Annotated in this window: 16 protein-coding genes; 8 read left to right on the forward strand and 8 right to left on the reverse strand. The window is 66.3% G+C overall.

Annotated features, from left to right (window positions below; all coding sequences use genetic code 11):
• Positions 1-2: 2 nt before the first annotated feature.
• The 6 genes from ACQVLG_RS25095 to ACQVLG_RS25120 all read left to right on the forward strand — a co-directional run bounded on the left by ACQVLG_RS25095 (position 3) and on the right by ACQVLG_RS25120 (position 6,411).
• Positions 3-365 carry an STAS domain-containing protein gene (locus tag ACQVLG_RS25095; protein ID WP_077405156.1) on the forward strand — a complete coding sequence of 121 codons (363 nt, stop codon included), beginning with the start codon at positions 3-5 and terminating at the stop codon, positions 363-365.
• A 60-nt stretch (positions 366-425) separates the two neighbouring features.
• Entirely contained in the window at positions 426-815 is a 390-nt protein-coding gene (locus ACQVLG_RS25100) for an ATP-binding protein (protein WP_474295787.1), read from the forward strand.
• Between the two features lie 121 nt (positions 816-936).
• Positions 937-1,896 (forward strand): SpoIIE family protein phosphatase, encoded by a 960-nt coding sequence (locus ACQVLG_RS25105; protein ID WP_474291576.1) that lies wholly within the window; start codon positions 937-939, stop codon positions 1,894-1,896.
• Entirely contained in the window at positions 1,893-3,716 is a 1,824-nt protein-coding gene (locus ACQVLG_RS25110) for an ATP-binding protein (protein ID WP_474291577.1), read from the forward strand. Before ACQVLG_RS25105 ends, ACQVLG_RS25110 begins: the two co-directional genes overlap by 4 nt.
• The gene (locus tag ACQVLG_RS25115; RefSeq protein WP_230537454.1) at positions 3,703-5,220 is read left to right on the forward strand and encodes an ATP-binding response regulator; all 1,518 of its coding nucleotides are present in this window, start codon (positions 3,703-3,705) and stop codon (positions 5,218-5,220) included. The genes ACQVLG_RS25110 and ACQVLG_RS25115 overlap by 14 nt, the downstream gene beginning before the upstream one ends.
• A gap of 69 nt (positions 5,221-5,289) precedes the next feature.
• Positions 5,290-6,411 carry a metallophosphoesterase gene (locus ACQVLG_RS25120; RefSeq protein WP_474291578.1) on the forward strand — a complete coding sequence of 374 codons (1,122 nt, stop codon included), beginning with the start codon at positions 5,290-5,292 and terminating at the stop codon, positions 6,409-6,411.
• A 3-nt stretch (positions 6,412-6,414) separates the two neighbouring features.
• Here the strand turns inward: ACQVLG_RS25120 and ACQVLG_RS25125 are convergent, their stop codons facing one another.
• Positions 6,415-7,167: a DUF4303 domain-containing protein gene (locus ACQVLG_RS25125; RefSeq protein ID WP_474291579.1), complete on the reverse strand. Its 753-nt coding sequence runs from the start codon at positions 7,165-7,167 to the stop codon at positions 6,415-6,417.
• 16 nt (positions 7,168-7,183) lie between these two features.
• On the reverse strand, positions 7,184-8,107 hold the full coding sequence (locus ACQVLG_RS25130; protein WP_474291580.1) for a LysR family transcriptional regulator: 924 nt from the start codon (positions 8,105-8,107) through the stop codon (positions 7,184-7,186).
• A 124-nt stretch (positions 8,108-8,231) separates the two neighbouring features.
• On the opposite strand from ACQVLG_RS25130, the gene ACQVLG_RS25135 reads away from it, so the two are divergent.
• Positions 8,232-8,996, forward strand: a complete 765-nt coding sequence (locus tag ACQVLG_RS25135; protein WP_474291581.1) for an SDR family oxidoreductase — start codon at positions 8,232-8,234, stop codon at positions 8,994-8,996.
• 52 nt (positions 8,997-9,048) lie between these two features.
• Here the strand turns inward: ACQVLG_RS25135 and ACQVLG_RS25140 are convergent, their stop codons facing one another.
• The 6 genes from ACQVLG_RS25140 to ACQVLG_RS25165 form a co-directional block, all read right to left on the reverse strand.
• Complete coding sequence (locus ACQVLG_RS25140; RefSeq protein WP_474291582.1) at positions 9,049-10,449, reverse strand: c-type cytochrome; 1,401 nt, start codon at positions 10,447-10,449, stop codon at positions 9,049-9,051.
• Positions 10,446-12,056 (reverse strand): GMC family oxidoreductase, encoded by a 1,611-nt coding sequence (locus ACQVLG_RS25145; RefSeq protein ID WP_474291583.1) that lies wholly within the window; start codon positions 12,054-12,056, stop codon positions 10,446-10,448. The genes ACQVLG_RS25140 and ACQVLG_RS25145 overlap by 4 nt, the downstream gene beginning before the upstream one ends.
• A gap of 9 nt (positions 12,057-12,065) precedes the next feature.
• Entirely contained in the window at positions 12,066-12,599 is a 534-nt protein-coding gene (locus ACQVLG_RS25150) for a sugar dehydrogenase complex small subunit (protein WP_474291584.1), read from the reverse strand.
• Between the two features lie 28 nt (positions 12,600-12,627).
• Entirely contained in the window at positions 12,628-13,794 is a 1,167-nt protein-coding gene (locus ACQVLG_RS25155) for a porin (RefSeq protein ID WP_474291586.1), read from the reverse strand.
• Positions 13,795-14,096: 302 nt separating this feature from the next.
• Positions 14,097-14,354: a hypothetical protein gene (locus ACQVLG_RS25160; protein ID WP_474291588.1), complete on the reverse strand. Its 258-nt coding sequence runs from the start codon at positions 14,352-14,354 to the stop codon at positions 14,097-14,099.
• Positions 14,351-14,554, reverse strand: a complete 204-nt coding sequence (locus ACQVLG_RS25165) for a hypothetical protein (protein WP_474291589.1) — start codon at positions 14,552-14,554, stop codon at positions 14,351-14,353. The genes ACQVLG_RS25160 and ACQVLG_RS25165 overlap by 4 nt, the downstream gene beginning before the upstream one ends.
• A 487-nt stretch (positions 14,555-15,041) precedes the next feature.
• On the opposite strand from ACQVLG_RS25165, the gene ACQVLG_RS25170 reads away from it, so the two are divergent.
• Complete coding sequence (locus ACQVLG_RS25170; RefSeq protein ID WP_474291590.1) at positions 15,042-16,586, forward strand: ShlB/FhaC/HecB family hemolysin secretion/activation protein; 1,545 nt, start codon at positions 15,042-15,044, stop codon at positions 16,584-16,586.
• Positions 16,587-16,598 lie beyond the last annotated feature (12 nt).

Below are 16,598 nucleotides of genomic sequence, written 5' to 3' on the forward strand. Positions count from 1 at the left end.
CTATGGAAAGAATCCCCATTTTACGCATGGGCCGGCTGCTGCTGGTGACGATCCAGGTGGACATGCACGACCGCCTGGCGATGACCCTGCAGGACGACCTGACTTCCCGCATCGTGACGGACCGCGCCACGGGCGTGCTGATCGACATTTCCGCGCTCGACATCGTCGATTCCTTCATCGGCCGCATGATCAGCAACACGGCGGCGATGGCGAAGATCCTCGACGCGCGCACGGTGGTCGTCGGCATGCAGCCGGCCGTCGCCATCACCCTGGTGGAGCTGGGCCTGACCCTGGAAGGCGTGAGCACGGCGCTCAACGTGGAACGGGGGATCAAGCTGCTGGAACGGGGCGGCGCATGCGCATGACGGGGGCGCCGTGCTAGGCGCGCAGGCCCAGGAGCGGGCGCGCAGGCGGGGGCGCAGCAGATCCTGCCCCTGCACAGCGATGAAGACGTCGTGCGGCTGCGCAAGCAGGTGCGCGACAGCATGGTCGCCATGGGGTTTGGCCTGATCGAACAGACCAAGATCATCACGGCGGCCAGCGAACTGGCGCGCAACACCCTGCGCTACGGCGGCGGCGGCGAAGCGCGCATTGCGCGCGTCAGCGATGGCGCGCGCCAGGGCCTGGAACTGCGCTTTGTCGACGCGGGACCGGGCATCGAGGATATTCCCCTGGCGCTGACCGATGGCTATACCAGCGGCGGCGGGCTGGGACTGGGGCTGGGCGGCGCCAAGCGCCTGGCCGACGCTTTTCACATCGACACGGCGCCCGGCGCGGGCACCACCGTCACCATCGCGAAATGGAAGCTGTTTTGAACCACCATGCACCACAGCCTGACATTCTCAGGCAACGCAGTTTTCCCATCGGCGAACCGAGCGAGATCGCCGCGGCCCGCCGCGCCGGAACGAGCTGGCGCGCCGCATCGGCTTCGACGACGTGCGCACGGGCCAGCTGGCCATCCTCATCAGCGAAGCGGCCACCAACATCGTCAAGCACGCGCAGCGGGGCGAAATCCTGCTGCGCAAGGTGCTGCGCGGCGGCACCAGCGGCATCGAAGTGCTGGCCATCGACAGCGGCCCCGGCATGGCCAATGTGCGCCAGCACATGCAGGATGGCCATTCCACCACGGGCACCTACGGCGTGGGGCTGGGCGCGATACGCCGCCTGAGCCAGGAATTCGACCTGTACACGGCGCCGGACAAGGGCACGGTGCTGATGATGGTGGTCTGGGGCCAGCACGCCAGCAGCGCCATCCCGGCCCGCCCGAACTGGCAGATCGGCGCCGTGTGCCTGCCGCTGGCGTCGGAGCAGGTCTGCGGCGACGCCTGGAACGTGGTCTGCGAAGGCCATGAACTGAGCCTGATGGTGGCTGACGGCCTGGGCCACGGCCCGCTGGCGGCCCGGGCGTCGGAAACGGCCAGCGCGCTGCTGGAACACGATACGCCCGGCCTGCCGCCCCTGCCCGCCCCCTTCATCGAACTGGCCCACGGCGCCCTGCGCGCCACGCGCGGCGCGGCCCTGGCCGTGGCGCACATCGACAGCGCGCGCCACGAACTGCGCTATGCGGGCGTGGGCAACATCGCCGCCTGCGCCTTCGATGCGCAGCAGCGCCGGCATCTGCTGTCGCATAACGGCATCGTCGGCAGCAATCTGCGCAAGGTGCAGGAATTCTGCTATCCGTGGCAGCCGGGAACGACACTGATCATGCACAGCGACGGCCTGCATACGCGCTGGGACCTGGAACGGTATCCAGGGCTGGCGCATTGCCACCCGAGCCTGGTCGCCGGCGTGCTGTACCGCGATTTTGCGCGCGGGCGCGACGACGTCACGGTGGTGGTGCTGCGCGAGCACGAGGAGCACCGGCATGCCGGTGCGGAAAGGAACGACACGCCATGACGCAACGCATATTGACGGCGCATATCGGCAGCGAACTCGATGTGGTGGGAGCGCGCCAGCGCGCGCGCCAGATCGCCGCCCTGTGCGGCTTCGGCGTGCAGGACCAGGTGCGCATCGCCACGGCCGTGTCGGAACTGGCGCGCAACGTCTACAACTACGCGGGCAGCGGCAAGGTGCATTTCGCCATTGATGGCCAGACGGCGCCGCAGGTGCTCAGCATCCGCATCGAGGACCGGGGCCCCGGCATCGCGCAGCTCGACCGGATACTGGCCGGCACCTACCGCTCGCCCACGGGCATGGGCCTGGGCATCCTGGGCGCGCAGCGCCTGATGGACCGCTGCCATATCGACAGTGCACCGGGCGACGGCACGCACATTACGCTGCACAAGCTGTTCCCGCGCGACGCGCCGCTGCTCGACGGGCAAAGCATCGGCACCCTGTCCGGCAGCCTGCAGGCGCTGCCGTCGGACATCACGCTGTCCGAAGTGCAGCAGCAGAACCGCGAACTGCTCGCCACCCTGGCCGAACTGAAGACGCGCCAGGACGATTTATTGCAGCTGACGCGCGAACTGGAAGACACCAACCGGGGCGTGGTGGCGCTGTTCGCGGAACTCGATGAAAAAGCCGACCACCTGCGCCGCGCCGACCAGATGAAATCGCGCTTCCTGTCGAACATGAGCCATGAATTCCGCACGCCGCTCAGCTCCATCCGCGCCCTGTCCAAGCTGCTGCTCGACCGCATCGATGGCGAACTGTCGGAGGAGCAGGAAAAGCAGGTGCTGTTCATCCTGCAAAGCGCCGTCAGCCTGAGCGACCTGGTGAACGACTTGCTGGACCTGGCCAAGATCGAGGCGGGCAAGGTCGACGTGCACGCCAACAGTTTTCAAATAGCCGACCTGTTCAGCGCCCTGCGCGGCATGCTGCGCCCGCTGCTGGTGTCCGAATCGCTCACGCTCACCTTCATCGACCCCGACCCGGCCCTGCAGATACACACGGATGAAGGCAAGCTGTCGCAAATCCTGCGCAACTTCATCGCCAACGCCCTCAAATTCACGGAAGCGGGAGAAATCGTCGTCAGCGCCACGCCCTTGCCGGAGCAGGACGCCATCCGCTTTTCCGTCTCCGACACGGGCCTGGGCATCGCCGCCGAGGACGTGCAACTGATCTTCGAGGAATTCAGCCAGGTGGAAAACCACATGCAGCGCAAGGTCAAGGGCACGGGCCTGGGACTGCCCCTGTGCCGCAACCTGGCCACCCTGCTCAATGGCACGGTGGCCGTGGAAAGCACGCCGGGCCAGGGCTCGCTGTTTTCCGTCGTCCTGCCCGCCAGCTACCATGCGCCGGAAGGCAGCCTGCCGCCGAGCGCGCCGGCCAACGACAATGGCAACGACCAGCGCATCGGCGTGCTGGTGGTGGAAGACAATCCGCCCATCCGCCTGCTGTATGAAAAATTCTTGGCCGGCAGCGAATTTCGCGTGGTTCCCGCGCGCAGCGTGCGCGAGGCGCAGGAGCGCTGGGAACAGCAGCGCCCCGCCGCCGTCATCCTCGACATCCTGCTGCACGGCGAAACGGCCTGGCACTGGCTGGCCGAGCTGAAAAACGACCCGCTGCGGCGCCAGGTGCCCGTCATCGTCGCCACCGAGATCGACGACGTGCGCAAGGGCCTGGCCCTGGGCGCCGACGCCTACTACGTCAAGCCGCTGTCGCGCCAGCAATTGCTGGCGACCCTGCGCGCGCTGATCGGCAACCAACACCACCGGCAAGAGCCGGCTCCGCCGCAAGGCACAACCAACTGGGACAATGCGCATGCTACCGGATAACAACAGCGATGCTCTGATCCTGAACGTCGATGACAGCGACGGCGCCCGCTACGCCAAGTCGCGCATCCTCCAACGCGCCGGCTTCAAGGTCATCGAAGCGTCGAACGGCGGCGACGCGCTGCTGCGCGCCCGCCAGGACCGGCCCAACCTGATCCTGCTCGACGTCAAGCTGCCCGACATCAACGGCCTGGAAGTGTGCCGCCAGCTGAAGGGCGGCGCCGAAACGAACACCATCCTGGTGCTGCAGACGTCGGCCTCGTGCATCGGCACGGCCGACAAGATCCGCGCCCTCGATGGCGGCGCCGACAATTACCTGGTCGAGCCGATCGAGGCCGATGAACTGATCGCCAACGTCAAGGCGCTGCTGCGCCTGGGCCGGGTCGAGCGCGCGCTGCGCGACGTGGACCGCCGCAAGGATGAATTCCTGGCCACCCTGGCGCACGAACTGCGCAATCCGCTGGGCCCCATCCGCACGGCGCTGGCCCTGCTGTGCAAGCTCGACCCCGTCGTGCCGGCCGTGCAGGACAATGCGCGCCGAACCATCGGCCGCCACACGGACCACCTGGTGCGCCTGGTGGACGACCTGCTCGACGTGTCGCGCATTTCGCAGGGCAAGATCTCGCTGCAATGGGAAAGCGTGGGCCTGGCCAGCGTCATCCGCAGCGCGCTGGAAACGAGTTCGCACAGCATCGAGGCGCGCGGCCATGCGCTCGACGTGCATCTGCCCAAGGAAGAACTGCGGGTCTGCGGCGACGCCGTGCGCCTGTCGCAGATCGTCGCCAACCTGCTGCTCAACGCGGCCAAGTTCACGGCGCCGGGCGGGCGCATCGCCATTTCCGCCGCGCGCGAGGGCGACAATGTGCGCATCCGCCTGAGCGACAACGGCATCGGCATCGCCGCCGCCAGCATCGACAGCATCTTCGGCCTGTTCGAGCAAAGCGGGCATTCGCCCGACCGGGTGCAGGACGGCCTGGGCATCGGCCTGTCGCTGGTGCGCAACCTGGTGAGCCTGCACGGCGGCCAGGTCAGCGTGCACAGCCCCGGCGTGGGGCTGGGCAGCACCTTCGAAGTCATCCTGCCCCTCGACGCCAACGTGCCCGTACCGGCCGCCGGGCCGGCGCCGCAGCCGGCCGCCAGCGGCAGCCGGCGCATCCTCGTCGTCGACGACAACTGCGATGCGGCCGACACCCTGGCCGAACTGCTGGAAATGTACGGCCACACGGTGCGCACGGCCTACACGGGCGCGCAAGCGACCGAACGCGCGCTGGAATTCAAGCCCGACATCGTCTTTCTCGACATCGGCCTGCCCGACATGAGCGGCTACGAAGTGGCCGGCAAACTGCGCCAGTTGCCGATACCGCAGCAATTCCAGCTCGTGGCGCTGACCGGCTATGGCCAGGAACACGACCGCCAGGCGGCGCTGCAGGCCGGATTCAACGAGCACTTCGCCAAGCCTGTCGATTTTGGCAAGCTGGCCATGCTGGGGCTGCAGATCGCCCAATGAACGGGGTGGCGCCTGCCGGTTGACCCGGCCTCGGCTATAATCGGCGGCCGCCCCCACTGGAAGCATCACATGACAAGCCGCACGCCGCTGCTGCGCATCACCATGATACTGGGCGCCCTGCACGCCCTGCTGGGCTGGCTGCTGCTGCCCGCGCTGCCCGTCGGCCTGCCCGGCTGGCTGCTGGGCGGCGCCGTCTTGCTGGCCTCGACCATGCTCATGCCGATGACCATCTTCGCCCGCGCCGTCACCCATGACGCGCGCCTGGCCGACCGCTTGAGCTGGGCCGGCTCGCTGTGCATGGGCTTTTTTTCTTCATTATTCGTGCTCACCGCGCTGCGCGCGCTGCTGATGCTGATTCCCGCCACCCGCCCGCACGCCCAGGCATCCGCCGTGGCGGCGCTGGCCCTGGCGCTGCTGGCCACCGTCGTCGGTTTCATCAACGCCCGCCGGGTGGCGCGCGTGCGTGAAGTCACCGTGCCGATCGCCGGCCTGCCGGCCGCCCTGCACGGTTACAGCATCGTGCAGCTGAGCGACATCCACGTGGGCGCCACCATCAAGCGCGCCTACGTGGAAGCCATCGTGGCGCGCGCCAATGGCCTGCAGGCGGACCTTATCGCCATCACGGGCGACGTCGTCGACGGCACGGTGACCCAATTGGGCACGCATACGGCGCCGCTGGGCGAGCTGCGGGCGCGCCACGGCGTGTTTCTCGTGACGGGCAACCACGAATACTATTCGGGCGCCGCGCCGTGGGTGGCGGAGTTCCGCCGCCTGGGCTTGCGCGTGCTGATGAACGAACATGCGGTGCTCGAACACGGCGGCGCGCGCCTGGCGATCGCCGGCGTCACCGATTTCAATGCCGGCGCCTTTGATCCGGATCAACGCAGCGACCCGCACGGCGCCATCGCCGGCGCACCGGCCGACATCCCCCGCATCCTGCTGGCGCACCAGCCGCGCAGCGCGCCCGAGGCCGAAGCGGCCGGCTACGACCTGCAATTGTCGGGCCACACGCACGGCGGCCAGTTCTGGCCCTGGAATCTGTTCGTGCCGCTGCAGCAGCCCTACGTGGCGGGCCTGCACCGGCGCGGCCGCCTGTGGATTTACGTCAGCCGCGGCACGGGGTACTGGGGGCCGCCCAAGCGCATCGGGGCGCCGGCGGAGATTACGAGGCTCAGGCTGGTGGCGGCATAGCTATTAATCGGCCCAGCTGGCCATCCATGCCTCGAAACGCGCCACCACGGCTGGCGGATTCAAACGCGCCATGGCGCCTTCCAGCGGCTCGCTGTCGCTGACCTCGAACAGCAGCAGATTTTCATCGCGCTCGGCGCCCGTGCCGAATACCCGTTCGGCGTCAAGCTGCGCCAGCGCCGCGATGCAGGCGTCGAACACGCCGGCGCGGAAGGTGGCGAAATCAACGTCGAACGGCAACTCGCGGTGCGCCTGCAGCAGCAAGCGATAGGCGCTGTCGAAATACGCGCCACCGTCGTCAAACGCCCATTCGGCCGGGTTCCACAGCATCTCTTCGCCGTATTCCGACGCGGCCAGCGCTTCGCGGCTGTTCGCCATGCATCCTATCGTCATGGCGCTGTCGTCGCTCACCAGCGCGAAAGCGTCGATGTGCTGCTCCGGATGCGCACGGCGCACGCAGTCAACAGCCAGGCGCGCGGCGTGCGCCACCAGGGTTTGCAGCAGCGCGAAATCGAAGACGGCCGGGTCGATGACGCTCGCGCGCGCCAGCGCGTAGCCGTCGGCCAGCGCCGCCTGGCAATGGGTGGAGTACGCGGCGTGCGCTTCGGCTTCGCTTGCGTAGTCCTTGCGCGTCTCTTCTCCCCAGGTCATGGCCGCGCCGGCGGCCGTCCACACGGTGCTGCCGAACACGCGCGCTTCCCGGAAACGGGCCGCTTGATCGCCGTCAAAGGTGTAAAACAGGCTGTAATTGCTATGCATGATAATTTTTCATCGTTTAATCGGCCCGCATCTGCGCGGCGAAATCGCGCTGGCGGAACTGCTCCAGCAAAAAATCGACGAAGACGCGCGTCTTCGCGGGCAACAGCTTCTTGCTGGGATAGTACACGGACAGGGGGCCGGAATCGGCATGCCAGCCGGGCAGCAGGCGGATCAACGCGCCGCTGCGCAAATGGACCAGCGCGTGCGGCATGGGCAGCAGCGCCACGCCGACGCCCATGACGGCCGCCTGCGCCATCGCGTCCGGGTCGTCGAAGATGGCGCGCGGCCGGCATTCGGCCACGCCTTCGCCGCCCTGCCCGTCGCGCAGTATCCAGCTGCGTAATCTGCCGCTGCCGGCCGAGCGGCGCGCCACGCCGTCGAATTGCGCCAGATCAAGCGGATGCGCGGGCATGGTCTTGCCCTGCACGAAGGCGGGCGATGCCGTGGCGACGACATGGGCGTGGCCCAGTTCCCGGGCCACCACGCCCGGTGTCAATTCGATGCCGCCGCCGATGGCGACATCGAAACCTTCGCCGATCAAGTCCACTTGCCGGTTGTCGAAATGGCAGTCGGGGATGACGCCCGGGTAGCGCGCGATGAACTCGCCCAGCAGCGGCACCACGTAACTGCGCCCGAACGACGGCGCCATGCTGATTTTCAGGATGCCGGCCGGCTGGCCGCCCTCCTCGGCCACGCCGGCGATCGCCTCGCGCAGGGTCGTCAGGGCGCCGGCTATCTGCTGCAGGAAGCGTTCGCCCCCTTCCGTCAGGGTCAGGCGGCGTGTGCTGCGCTGGAACAGGCGCAGCCCCAGGCTCGTTTCCAGCCGCGCCACATTCTTGCTGACGGCGGCCGGCGTCAGCCCCAGGCGGCGCGCGGCCGCCGAAAAACTGCCCAGTTCGGCGGACAGCACAAACGATTGCAAGTGATTGAGGGCGTCCATGCGCCTATTCTACCCGCACATTTGATAGTTTTAGTTGAAATTGATTGTAGCGATTCATGGCTACCGCGCAGGCAATACATGGCTGATACTGGCTGCATCTTCTCCACCACACAGAAAGCCCATCATGCAAACCCAAGCCACCACCTCCTCCCAGCCACTGCTGAACAAGATCGCGTTTGTGACGGGCGGCTCGCGCGGCATCGGCGCCGCCATCGTCCGCCGCCTGGCCAGCCAGGGCGCCACCGTCGTCTTCACCTATCAAAGCTCGGCCGCCGAAGCGCAGGCGCTGGCCGCCAAGGTGGAGGCAAGCGGCGGCAAGGCGCTGGGCGTGCAGGCCGATGCGGCCGACGCCAGCGCCCTGACGGCGGCCATCGACAAGGTGGCGGCGCAGTTTGGCCGCATCGATATCCTCGTCAACAACGCGGGCGTGTTCCTGCCCGGCGCCATCGACGACTTTTCGCTGGCGGACTTCGACAAGACGATTGCCGTCAACGTGCGCGCCGTGTTCGTGGCCATCAAGGCGGCCGTGGCGCACATGCCAACGGGCGGGCGCATCATCAACATCGGCAGCACGAATGCGCACCGCATGCCGTTCGGCGGCGCGGCCGCCTACGCGATGAGCAAATCGGCGCTGATCGGCCTGACGCAAGGCCTGTCGCGCGACCTGGGCCCGCGCGGGATCACCATCAACAACGTGGAACCGGGCCCCGTCGCCACCGACATGAACCCGCCCACGGGCGACTTCGCGGACCTCATGCACGGCCTGATGGCCCTGCCCCGCCACGGCACGGCCGATGAAATCGCCGGCATGGTGGCTTACCTGGCCAGCGCGGAAGCGGCCTTCGTCACGGGCGCGGGGCTGAAGATCGACGGCGGCTTCGCGGCGTAAAAAAAGGGGCCAGACTCTCCAGTCTGGCCCCAGCCTTTGCCATCGCTTGCGGTTATGCGTCCCTGCGCCGGCGTCCGCGCCACCACAGCAGCAATGCCAGCAGCACCAGCACGCCGACGATGATGCCCGCGCGGGCCAGGCCGATCAGGTTCGAGGCAGGTCCGCCGTTGCGCAGGGTCGTCACCTGTTCCGCCGTCACCTTGATGGCGGGATTGCCGTACATCTTCTGCACGTAATTGCCGAGAGTGACGATCTGCTCGTCCGACAGGGTCTGGCGGAAGGCTGGCATCAGGTGTCCCGCAGTATGATTACCCTTGCCGTCCTGCCGTTCCACGCCATCGAGTATCGCCATCACCAGGTTGTTGCTGTTGCTGCGGCCCGTCACCGAGTTGTGGAACAAAGGCGGCAAGCTGCCGTCGAAACTGCCCTCGCCCCTGGCCTGGTGGCAGCTCGCGCATTGCGCATCGTACAACTGCGCACCCGACATCCTGTTCAGGTTTTGCGGCAGCGGAACGCCGCGTATGCTGCCCAACTCGTCGCCCGCCTTGCCCCATTGCGTCACCGGTTGCGTGTCCGCCTTGTCGCGGATGGCGGGCACGCTCTTGACGTAGTGCGCGATGGCGTTCAGGTCCGCGTCGCTCAAGTGCTTCAGGCTATGGTCGATGGCTTCGGCCATCGGTCCCGCCGCCTGTGCCTTGCCAGCCGCGCGGCCCGTGCGCAGGTAGCCGGCCAGCTCCTGCTGGCTCCAGCCGCCCACGCCGCTGTTCACGTCCGAGCTGATATTCGGCGCAAACCAGGTACCCAGATCAAAGCCCCCCAGCTCCTTCGACAGCTGCTCGGCCATCAGCGCATTGCGCGGCGTGTGGCAGGTCGTGCAGTGGGCCAGCCCTTGCGCCAGGTAGGCACCCCGGTTCCACTCCATGCTCTTGGCTGGATCGGCCACGAACGGCTTTGTGTCGAGGAAGAGCCAATTCCAGCCCGCCATCGACAGGCGGATGTTGAACGGGAACGGCAAGTCCGTCTTGTGCGCCGGCGCCGTATCGACCGCCGCCACGCCATGCATGAAGTAGGCGTACAGGGCCGCCGTGTCGTCATCCGTCACCCTGGCGTAGGCCGTGTACGGCATGGCTGGGTACAGGTGCGCGCCGTCGGCCCGCACGCCATGGCGCACGGCGTCGGAAAACTGCTTGAGCGTGTACTTGCCGATGCCGTGCGTTGTCGACGGCGTGATATTGGTGGCAACGATTGCCCCCAGCGGCGTGGCCAGGGCCAGGCCGCCCGCCATCGGCTTGCCGCCAGGCACGCTATGGCAGGCGATGCAGTCGCCCGCCGTCGCCAGGTAGCGGCCACGTTCGATGGCCTGCACGTCGGCGCCGGGGGCATCCGCCGCCAGCACGGGCAAGGCCAGGGCCAGCAAGGCGGCGCCGGCCGCCATTCTGAAGGTCGCCATCATGCCGTGCCTCCCTGTTGTTCGTCGAGGATGTGCTTGACGGTGCGCAAGGCCACGGCCAGGCCGTTTTCCGTCGAGTTGCAGGTACCGGACGTGGGCAGCACGCCCGTGCTGCACAGGAACAGGTTGGCGTGGTCAAACGTGCGGCCCCACTGGTCGCACACGGCCCTGGCCGGATCGGAACCCATCGACAGGGTGCCGCAGATGTGCTGGTTGTTGGCGAATACGCCTTCCTTGCTGTGGCGCAGATTGGTGCCGCCCATCAGTTTGGCGATCTGCTCGAAATCCTGCTTCGAGCGCTCGTGGCCCCGTTTCGTGTACTCGTCGATCGCATAATGCGCCTGCGGCTTGGGGATGCCCATGGCGTCTTTTTCGCTGCTGAGGGCGATGCGGTTTTCCGGGTTCGGCAGCACTTCCAGCACGTTTTTCAGGCTCATTTCGCGCGCCGAGCGGAAACGCAGCTGCTGTTCGAATTCCGCGCCAAACACGCCCTTGCCAATCAACTCCCTGGTCGCGCCATCGACGCGCGAGATGTTCGTGAAGTCCAGGCGGTACGGCGAGTGTTCGCTGCGGAAATCGCCGTCGCGCATGGTGTTGATGGAATTGGGGCTTTGCGGCCCCCGGCCCAGCCACAGGTCTTCATCGGCGTCGAAGGTGATCGAGGTGCTCGGGTGGTCCATCAGGTTGCGGCCCACCATGTCGCTGCTGTTGGCCAGGCCGTTCGGGTATTTGTCCGAGGCGGAAACGAGCAGCAAGCGGGGGCTTTCGATGCCGTTGGCGGCCAAAATGAAGGTCCTGGCCGTGACCCGGTGGCTTTTTTTGTCCACGTCGTAGTACAGCGCGGCCGTGATGCGGCCCTGCGCGTCGTGTTCCAGCTTGTAGACGTTGGCATTGCAGACGATCTTCACGCCCGCGTCTTCCGCCTGCTGCGCGGCGATGCCGCCGTGGTATTGCGCGTCGATGGGGCAGATCGGCTGGCAGCTGTTGTTGCCGCAGCAGGCCGGGCGGCCATCGTAGCTGACGCTGTTGCGCGCCACCGTGTTGCCGACCACCTTGAATGACGGGTCGAGGCGCTCGCGGATGCGGCGCATGGCGTAGGGCTCCGTCACGGCATCCATCGGGAATGGCTGCTTGCGCGGCGAACCCGTGTTGTCCGCGCCCGAGACGCCCATGATCTCTTCCGCTTCCTGGTAAAACGGCTCCAGGTCTTCATAGCTGATGGGCCAGTCGACACCCACGCCATACAGGGTATGGATGCGGAAATCGTTCGGCACGTTGCGCCACGCCTGCGCGGCCCAGTGCCACGAAGTGCCGCCGAACTGGCGGATGTATTCGGCCGGGTACGGATACGGGCCGGCCTGCACCAGGTAGCCGTTATCGGTCGGCTGGTAGATCGGGTGCGGCGCCGTGGCGACGGACGGATACGGCGACATCCAGTCGCTGCGGCGCGTCGTGTTGCGGAAACGCGCGACGATTTCGCCGCGCGACACGCGCGGGCCCGCTTCCAGGATCAGCACCGAGGCGCCGGCCAGCGCCAGTTTGCGCGCGGCCAGCGAGCCGATGATGCCGGAGCCGATGACGAGGTAATCGGCGGAGAGTGCTTCAGCCATGATGGCTCCTTAAATGGGTTTTCTGGCCCAGCTGCCGTAGGCGCCGTAGGAATACGTGGGGGGCTTGAGGACGTCGGCCACGACGGCCGCGTTCAGCGCCTGCTCGTAGGCGACGCAGACGGCCGCCTCGCCCGTGCCGACGATGCCCAGGTACCAGGCGCTGGCGATCTGGCGCGGCAGGGCCGCCAGCGGCGACTGGGCGGAGTCAAGCGCATCGAGCGCATCGAGCGCTTCCTGCAGGCCGGCCGCCTGCAAGCCCTGCGCATTGATCAGGGCCAGCAGCGCACGCACATTCGCGGGGAAGGCGGCGTCCTGCGCCACCAGCGCGTCATACAGGCGCCGGGCCAGCACGGGGTCGAGCACCTGGCGCCCCACCAGCATGGCGGACACGCCCAGGAAGGCGCCCTGCTCCGCACTAGCGACCGGTTCGGCCAGCGCCCAGGGAATCAGCGCCGCGGCCGAAGCCGACAGCAAGCCGGCCAGCACCATGCGGCGGCCGGGATTCAGGGGGCCGCGGCCCTCCTTGTTATGTGTAGCGTCCAATTGAAGCTCCCGTGAGTTCAGCAACCGTTCAGAAAGAATGCTTGAGGCCGACCATCACCACCGTCTGGCCGCCGTTCGAAGACGGCGTGCCGTTTTGCGAATCGCCGACCGAGGCGACGGCGTCGACGATGGCGCCGTTCTGGCCCAGGGTCTGGCCGCGCGCCACTTGGCGCGCTTCGATCAGGTAGATCGCCGTGCGCTTCGACAGCGCATAATTCTGTTCGAACGACAGCTGGCGGTAGCGTGCGCGGTCCGACACGCCGTTGGCGCGGCTGGCGAAGGTGTCGCTGTAGCCGGCGGACAGGAACCACTGCGGCGTCCACTGGTAGCTGGCGATCAGGCCGGCCGTATTGAAGATGGCCGTGTCGCGAAACGTGGAATGGCTGCCCGCCTGGTATTGCACGTTGCTGGCATTGGCGCCCACCATCCACTTGCCCATGGTGTAGCGCGCGCTGGCGGCGATGAATTCGATGCTGTCGGCCGAGGCGTAGCCCTGGTTGAGGGCCGAAATGCCGAAGCTGGCCGAGGCCTTGTCGCTCCAGCCCATGGCATTTTCGCCATTTTTCAGTTTCAGGTAGCCGAGCGCGAATTCCGCCGGCGAGGTGCTGTACTTGACGGCGGCGCTGAAGCTGCTGCCCACGGCATTGCCGTCGGCCGCTTCACCGAAGCCGTATTGCGCGCTGGCCTGCAGGCCGCGCCAGGCGGGCATGCTGTAGGTGACGGAATTGCTGATGCGCACGGTCGTATCGAGGCCATCGATATCGCCCGGGTGCGCGCCCGTGGCGCCCGTCAAGACGTTGCTCGACGCCAGCGAGCCCACCAGCAGGTAGTACGGCGTGTACTGGCGGCCGGCCGTCACGCTGCCGTAGGCTGTCGATTGCAGGCCCACGTAAGCCTGGCGGTTGAACAGGGCGCTGGCCGAACTTTGCGCGCCCGTATCGCTTTCAAAGCCGTTTTCCAGCAGGAACAGCGCCTTCAGGTCGCCGCCCAGGTCTTCCACGCCCTGGAAACCGATCTTGCTGGCGGACAAGCTGCCGCTGCGCATGTAGGTGTTCGACTTGCCGCCCTGGTTGCTCGCGTAGGCGGTGGCCGCGTCGACCACGCCATAGATGGTGACATTGCTTTGGGCGCAAACGTTTGCGCCGACGAGCGTGGAGACGGCCAGCGCCGCGGCGCGCATGCATAGTGTGTTCATTTTTTTCCTGACTTTCCTGTTTTATCTGGCGAAATACGGGCGTGGCGCCGCGCTGCAGCCCTCCATTGAGAGCGGCATCCGCTGTTCTTCTTGATTTGGATCAAGTGAGGCAAATTATACGCTTATTTACTCACATGTAAGTGATCGACTGTAAGGCGTAGTCTTATAGCAAAACCGGCAGGCGCGCGGACGCATGCCCGGCAGGCTGCGGCAATGCGTGGAACAGGCATGGCAAAAGCAGCGGCGGCGCGTGTAGAAAAACACGCGCCCGATGGGTGCTCAGGCAAGGAGAAGTTTGGGGTTCAGCGCAGGATGGCGGGCGCCACCGGCAGGGTTTCCAGGGCAATGAAGGCTTCCAGCGCGCGGCGCATGTCTTCGAACACCTGCTTGCCGTAGGCCGCTTCCAGGTGGGCATACTGCAGGTCGATCAGCTTACCCATCTGCATCAGCAAACTGGCGCCCGCTTCCGACAGGTGCACCTTGCGGCGGCGCTGGTCGCCTTCGAACTTGCTGCGTCCGATCAGGCCGATCTCTTCCATGCGCGCCAGGATGCCGCTCATGCTGGGGCTGGAGATCTGGCAAATCTCGCACAGTTCGCGCGGTTCCAGCGTGTGGGGCTTTCGTTCAGCGCGCGCATGATGCGCCACTGCTGCTCCGTCACGCCGAAGTGATTGAGGATGGGACGGAAATGCTGGAGCAGGCTGTCGCGCGCCTTCAGCAACAGTTGCGGCATGTTCGGATAACGGATCGGTAACTGCAAGCGGAACTCCCTGAAATGAGATGAAAGCCTGGCAATTATACGGGGCCGCGCAGGCAGATGGAGACGCCTGCTTTATTTTTCTCCATTTATATCGCGTGATAATGTGTGACTACATGCTTGATATTTAATCCATCCATTAATTTGCGCCCGCCCATGCATATGGCGAGGACCATTTCCCCTATAAATCATTGCGCAACAATTAATACTATGTTGCGCGCTCTTTTATTATTTAAAGAAATAAAAAAAATACGGCAAAAACAGTCTTAAAATCGCCATTACCCACGCAGACAAGCGCCGACAAGGCGTGGCTGCCGATATTTTTCTGACAGCGAAAATCATGAAAAATTGCGATCGCCTCATTATCAGCCTATTGCTCAGTTCGATTAATGCAGCTTATGCCCAGGTGCCTCCCGATGCGGGCGCCTTATTGCAGCAGATAGAAAAAGGCCGGGCGCCCGCATTACCGAAAAAATCACCCCAGGAGTTAATGCCGGCGCCGCCCCCCATGCAGGACGTGCCCGGCATGGCGGTGACGGTCAAGCATTTCCGCTTCCAGGGCAACACCCTGCTGGGCGATGCCGTGCTGCAGCAGGCCGTGGCGCCCTTCCTGGACCGGCCCCTCGCCTTCCAGGACTTGCAGAACGCGGCGCTGGCCGTGGCGGCCGCCTACCGCCAGGCGGGCTGGATCGTGCGCGCCTACCTGCCGCGCCAGGAAATCGATGGCGGCATCGTCACCATCCAGGTCGTCGAAGCCGTGTTCGGCGGCGTGCATACGCAGCCGGGCACCGCCCCCACGGTGCGCATGCCGCTCGAACGCATCGTGCCCTACGTCACGCGCGCCCAGCCCATCGGCGCGCCGCTGAATGCCGACGCCCTCGACCGCGCCCTGCTCGTCATCGACGACTTGCCGGGCGTGACGGCGGCCGGCAACCTGGCCGCCGGCCAGCGCGAGACGGAAACCGACCTGGTCATGAAGCTGGGCGACGAGCCGCTGCTGACGGGCGACGCCGGCATCGACAATACGGGCAACCGTTCCACGGGCGCGGCGCGGGCGGCACTCAACCTGGCAGTCAACAGCCCCTTGCACCTGGGCGACCAGGCAGTCGCCAACCTGATCCACTCCGAAGGCAGCGACTATGTCCGCCTCGCCTACAGCCTGCCGCTGGGCAGCGGCGGCTGGCGCGCGGGCGTCAGCGGCTCCCACCTGTCCTACCGGCTGACCGCCGATGAATTTGCCGCCCTGCACGCCAAGGGCAGTTCCAACACCGCCGGCATTGACGCCAGCTATCCGCTGCTGCGTTCGCGCCTGCGCAATCTGTATCTGCAACTCAATTACGACGACAAGCGCTTCGACAACGCCGCCAACGGCGCCACCAGCAGCAATTACAAGATCCGCGCTTTCTCGGCCGGCCTGACCGGCAACCTGTTCGACAGCCTGGGTGGGGGCGGCGCAAACGCGGCCAGCCTCAGCATCATGCATGGCAAGCTGGACCTGGACGGCTCGCCGAACCAGCTGGCCGATGCGGCCACTACGCGCGCGGCCGGCAATTTCACCAAAGTGCGCTACTACGCCAGCCGCCAGCAGGCACTGACGGAGACGCTGTCGCTGTATGGCGCCCTGAGCGGCCAGCAGGCGAGCAAGAACCTCGATTCCTCGGAAAAATTCTATTTGGGCGGCAATTACGGCGTGCGCGCCTATCCTGCCAGCGAAGCGGGCGGCAGCGATGGCCAGCTGGTGAATCTGGAACTGCGCTGGCGCCTGCCGGCCGACGTCAACCTGACGGGCTTTTTTGACTGGGGCCACGTCAAGGTCAACCACGACAACGACATCAACGGCGCCGCCCGCGTCAACGGCTACAGCCTGAAGGGCGCGGGCCTGGCCGTCAGCTGGACCAGCAGCTTCCGCCTGAACCTCAAGGCGGCCTGGGCGCGGCGCATCGGCAACAATCCCAACCCGAACCTGAACGGCAGCGACCAGGACGGTTCGCTGCGCAAGAACCGCTTCTGGCTGCAAGCATCGCTGCCCTTCTGAACCCACCACCCC

This window comes from Janthinobacterium sp. TPC_1 (assembly GCF_056037845.1).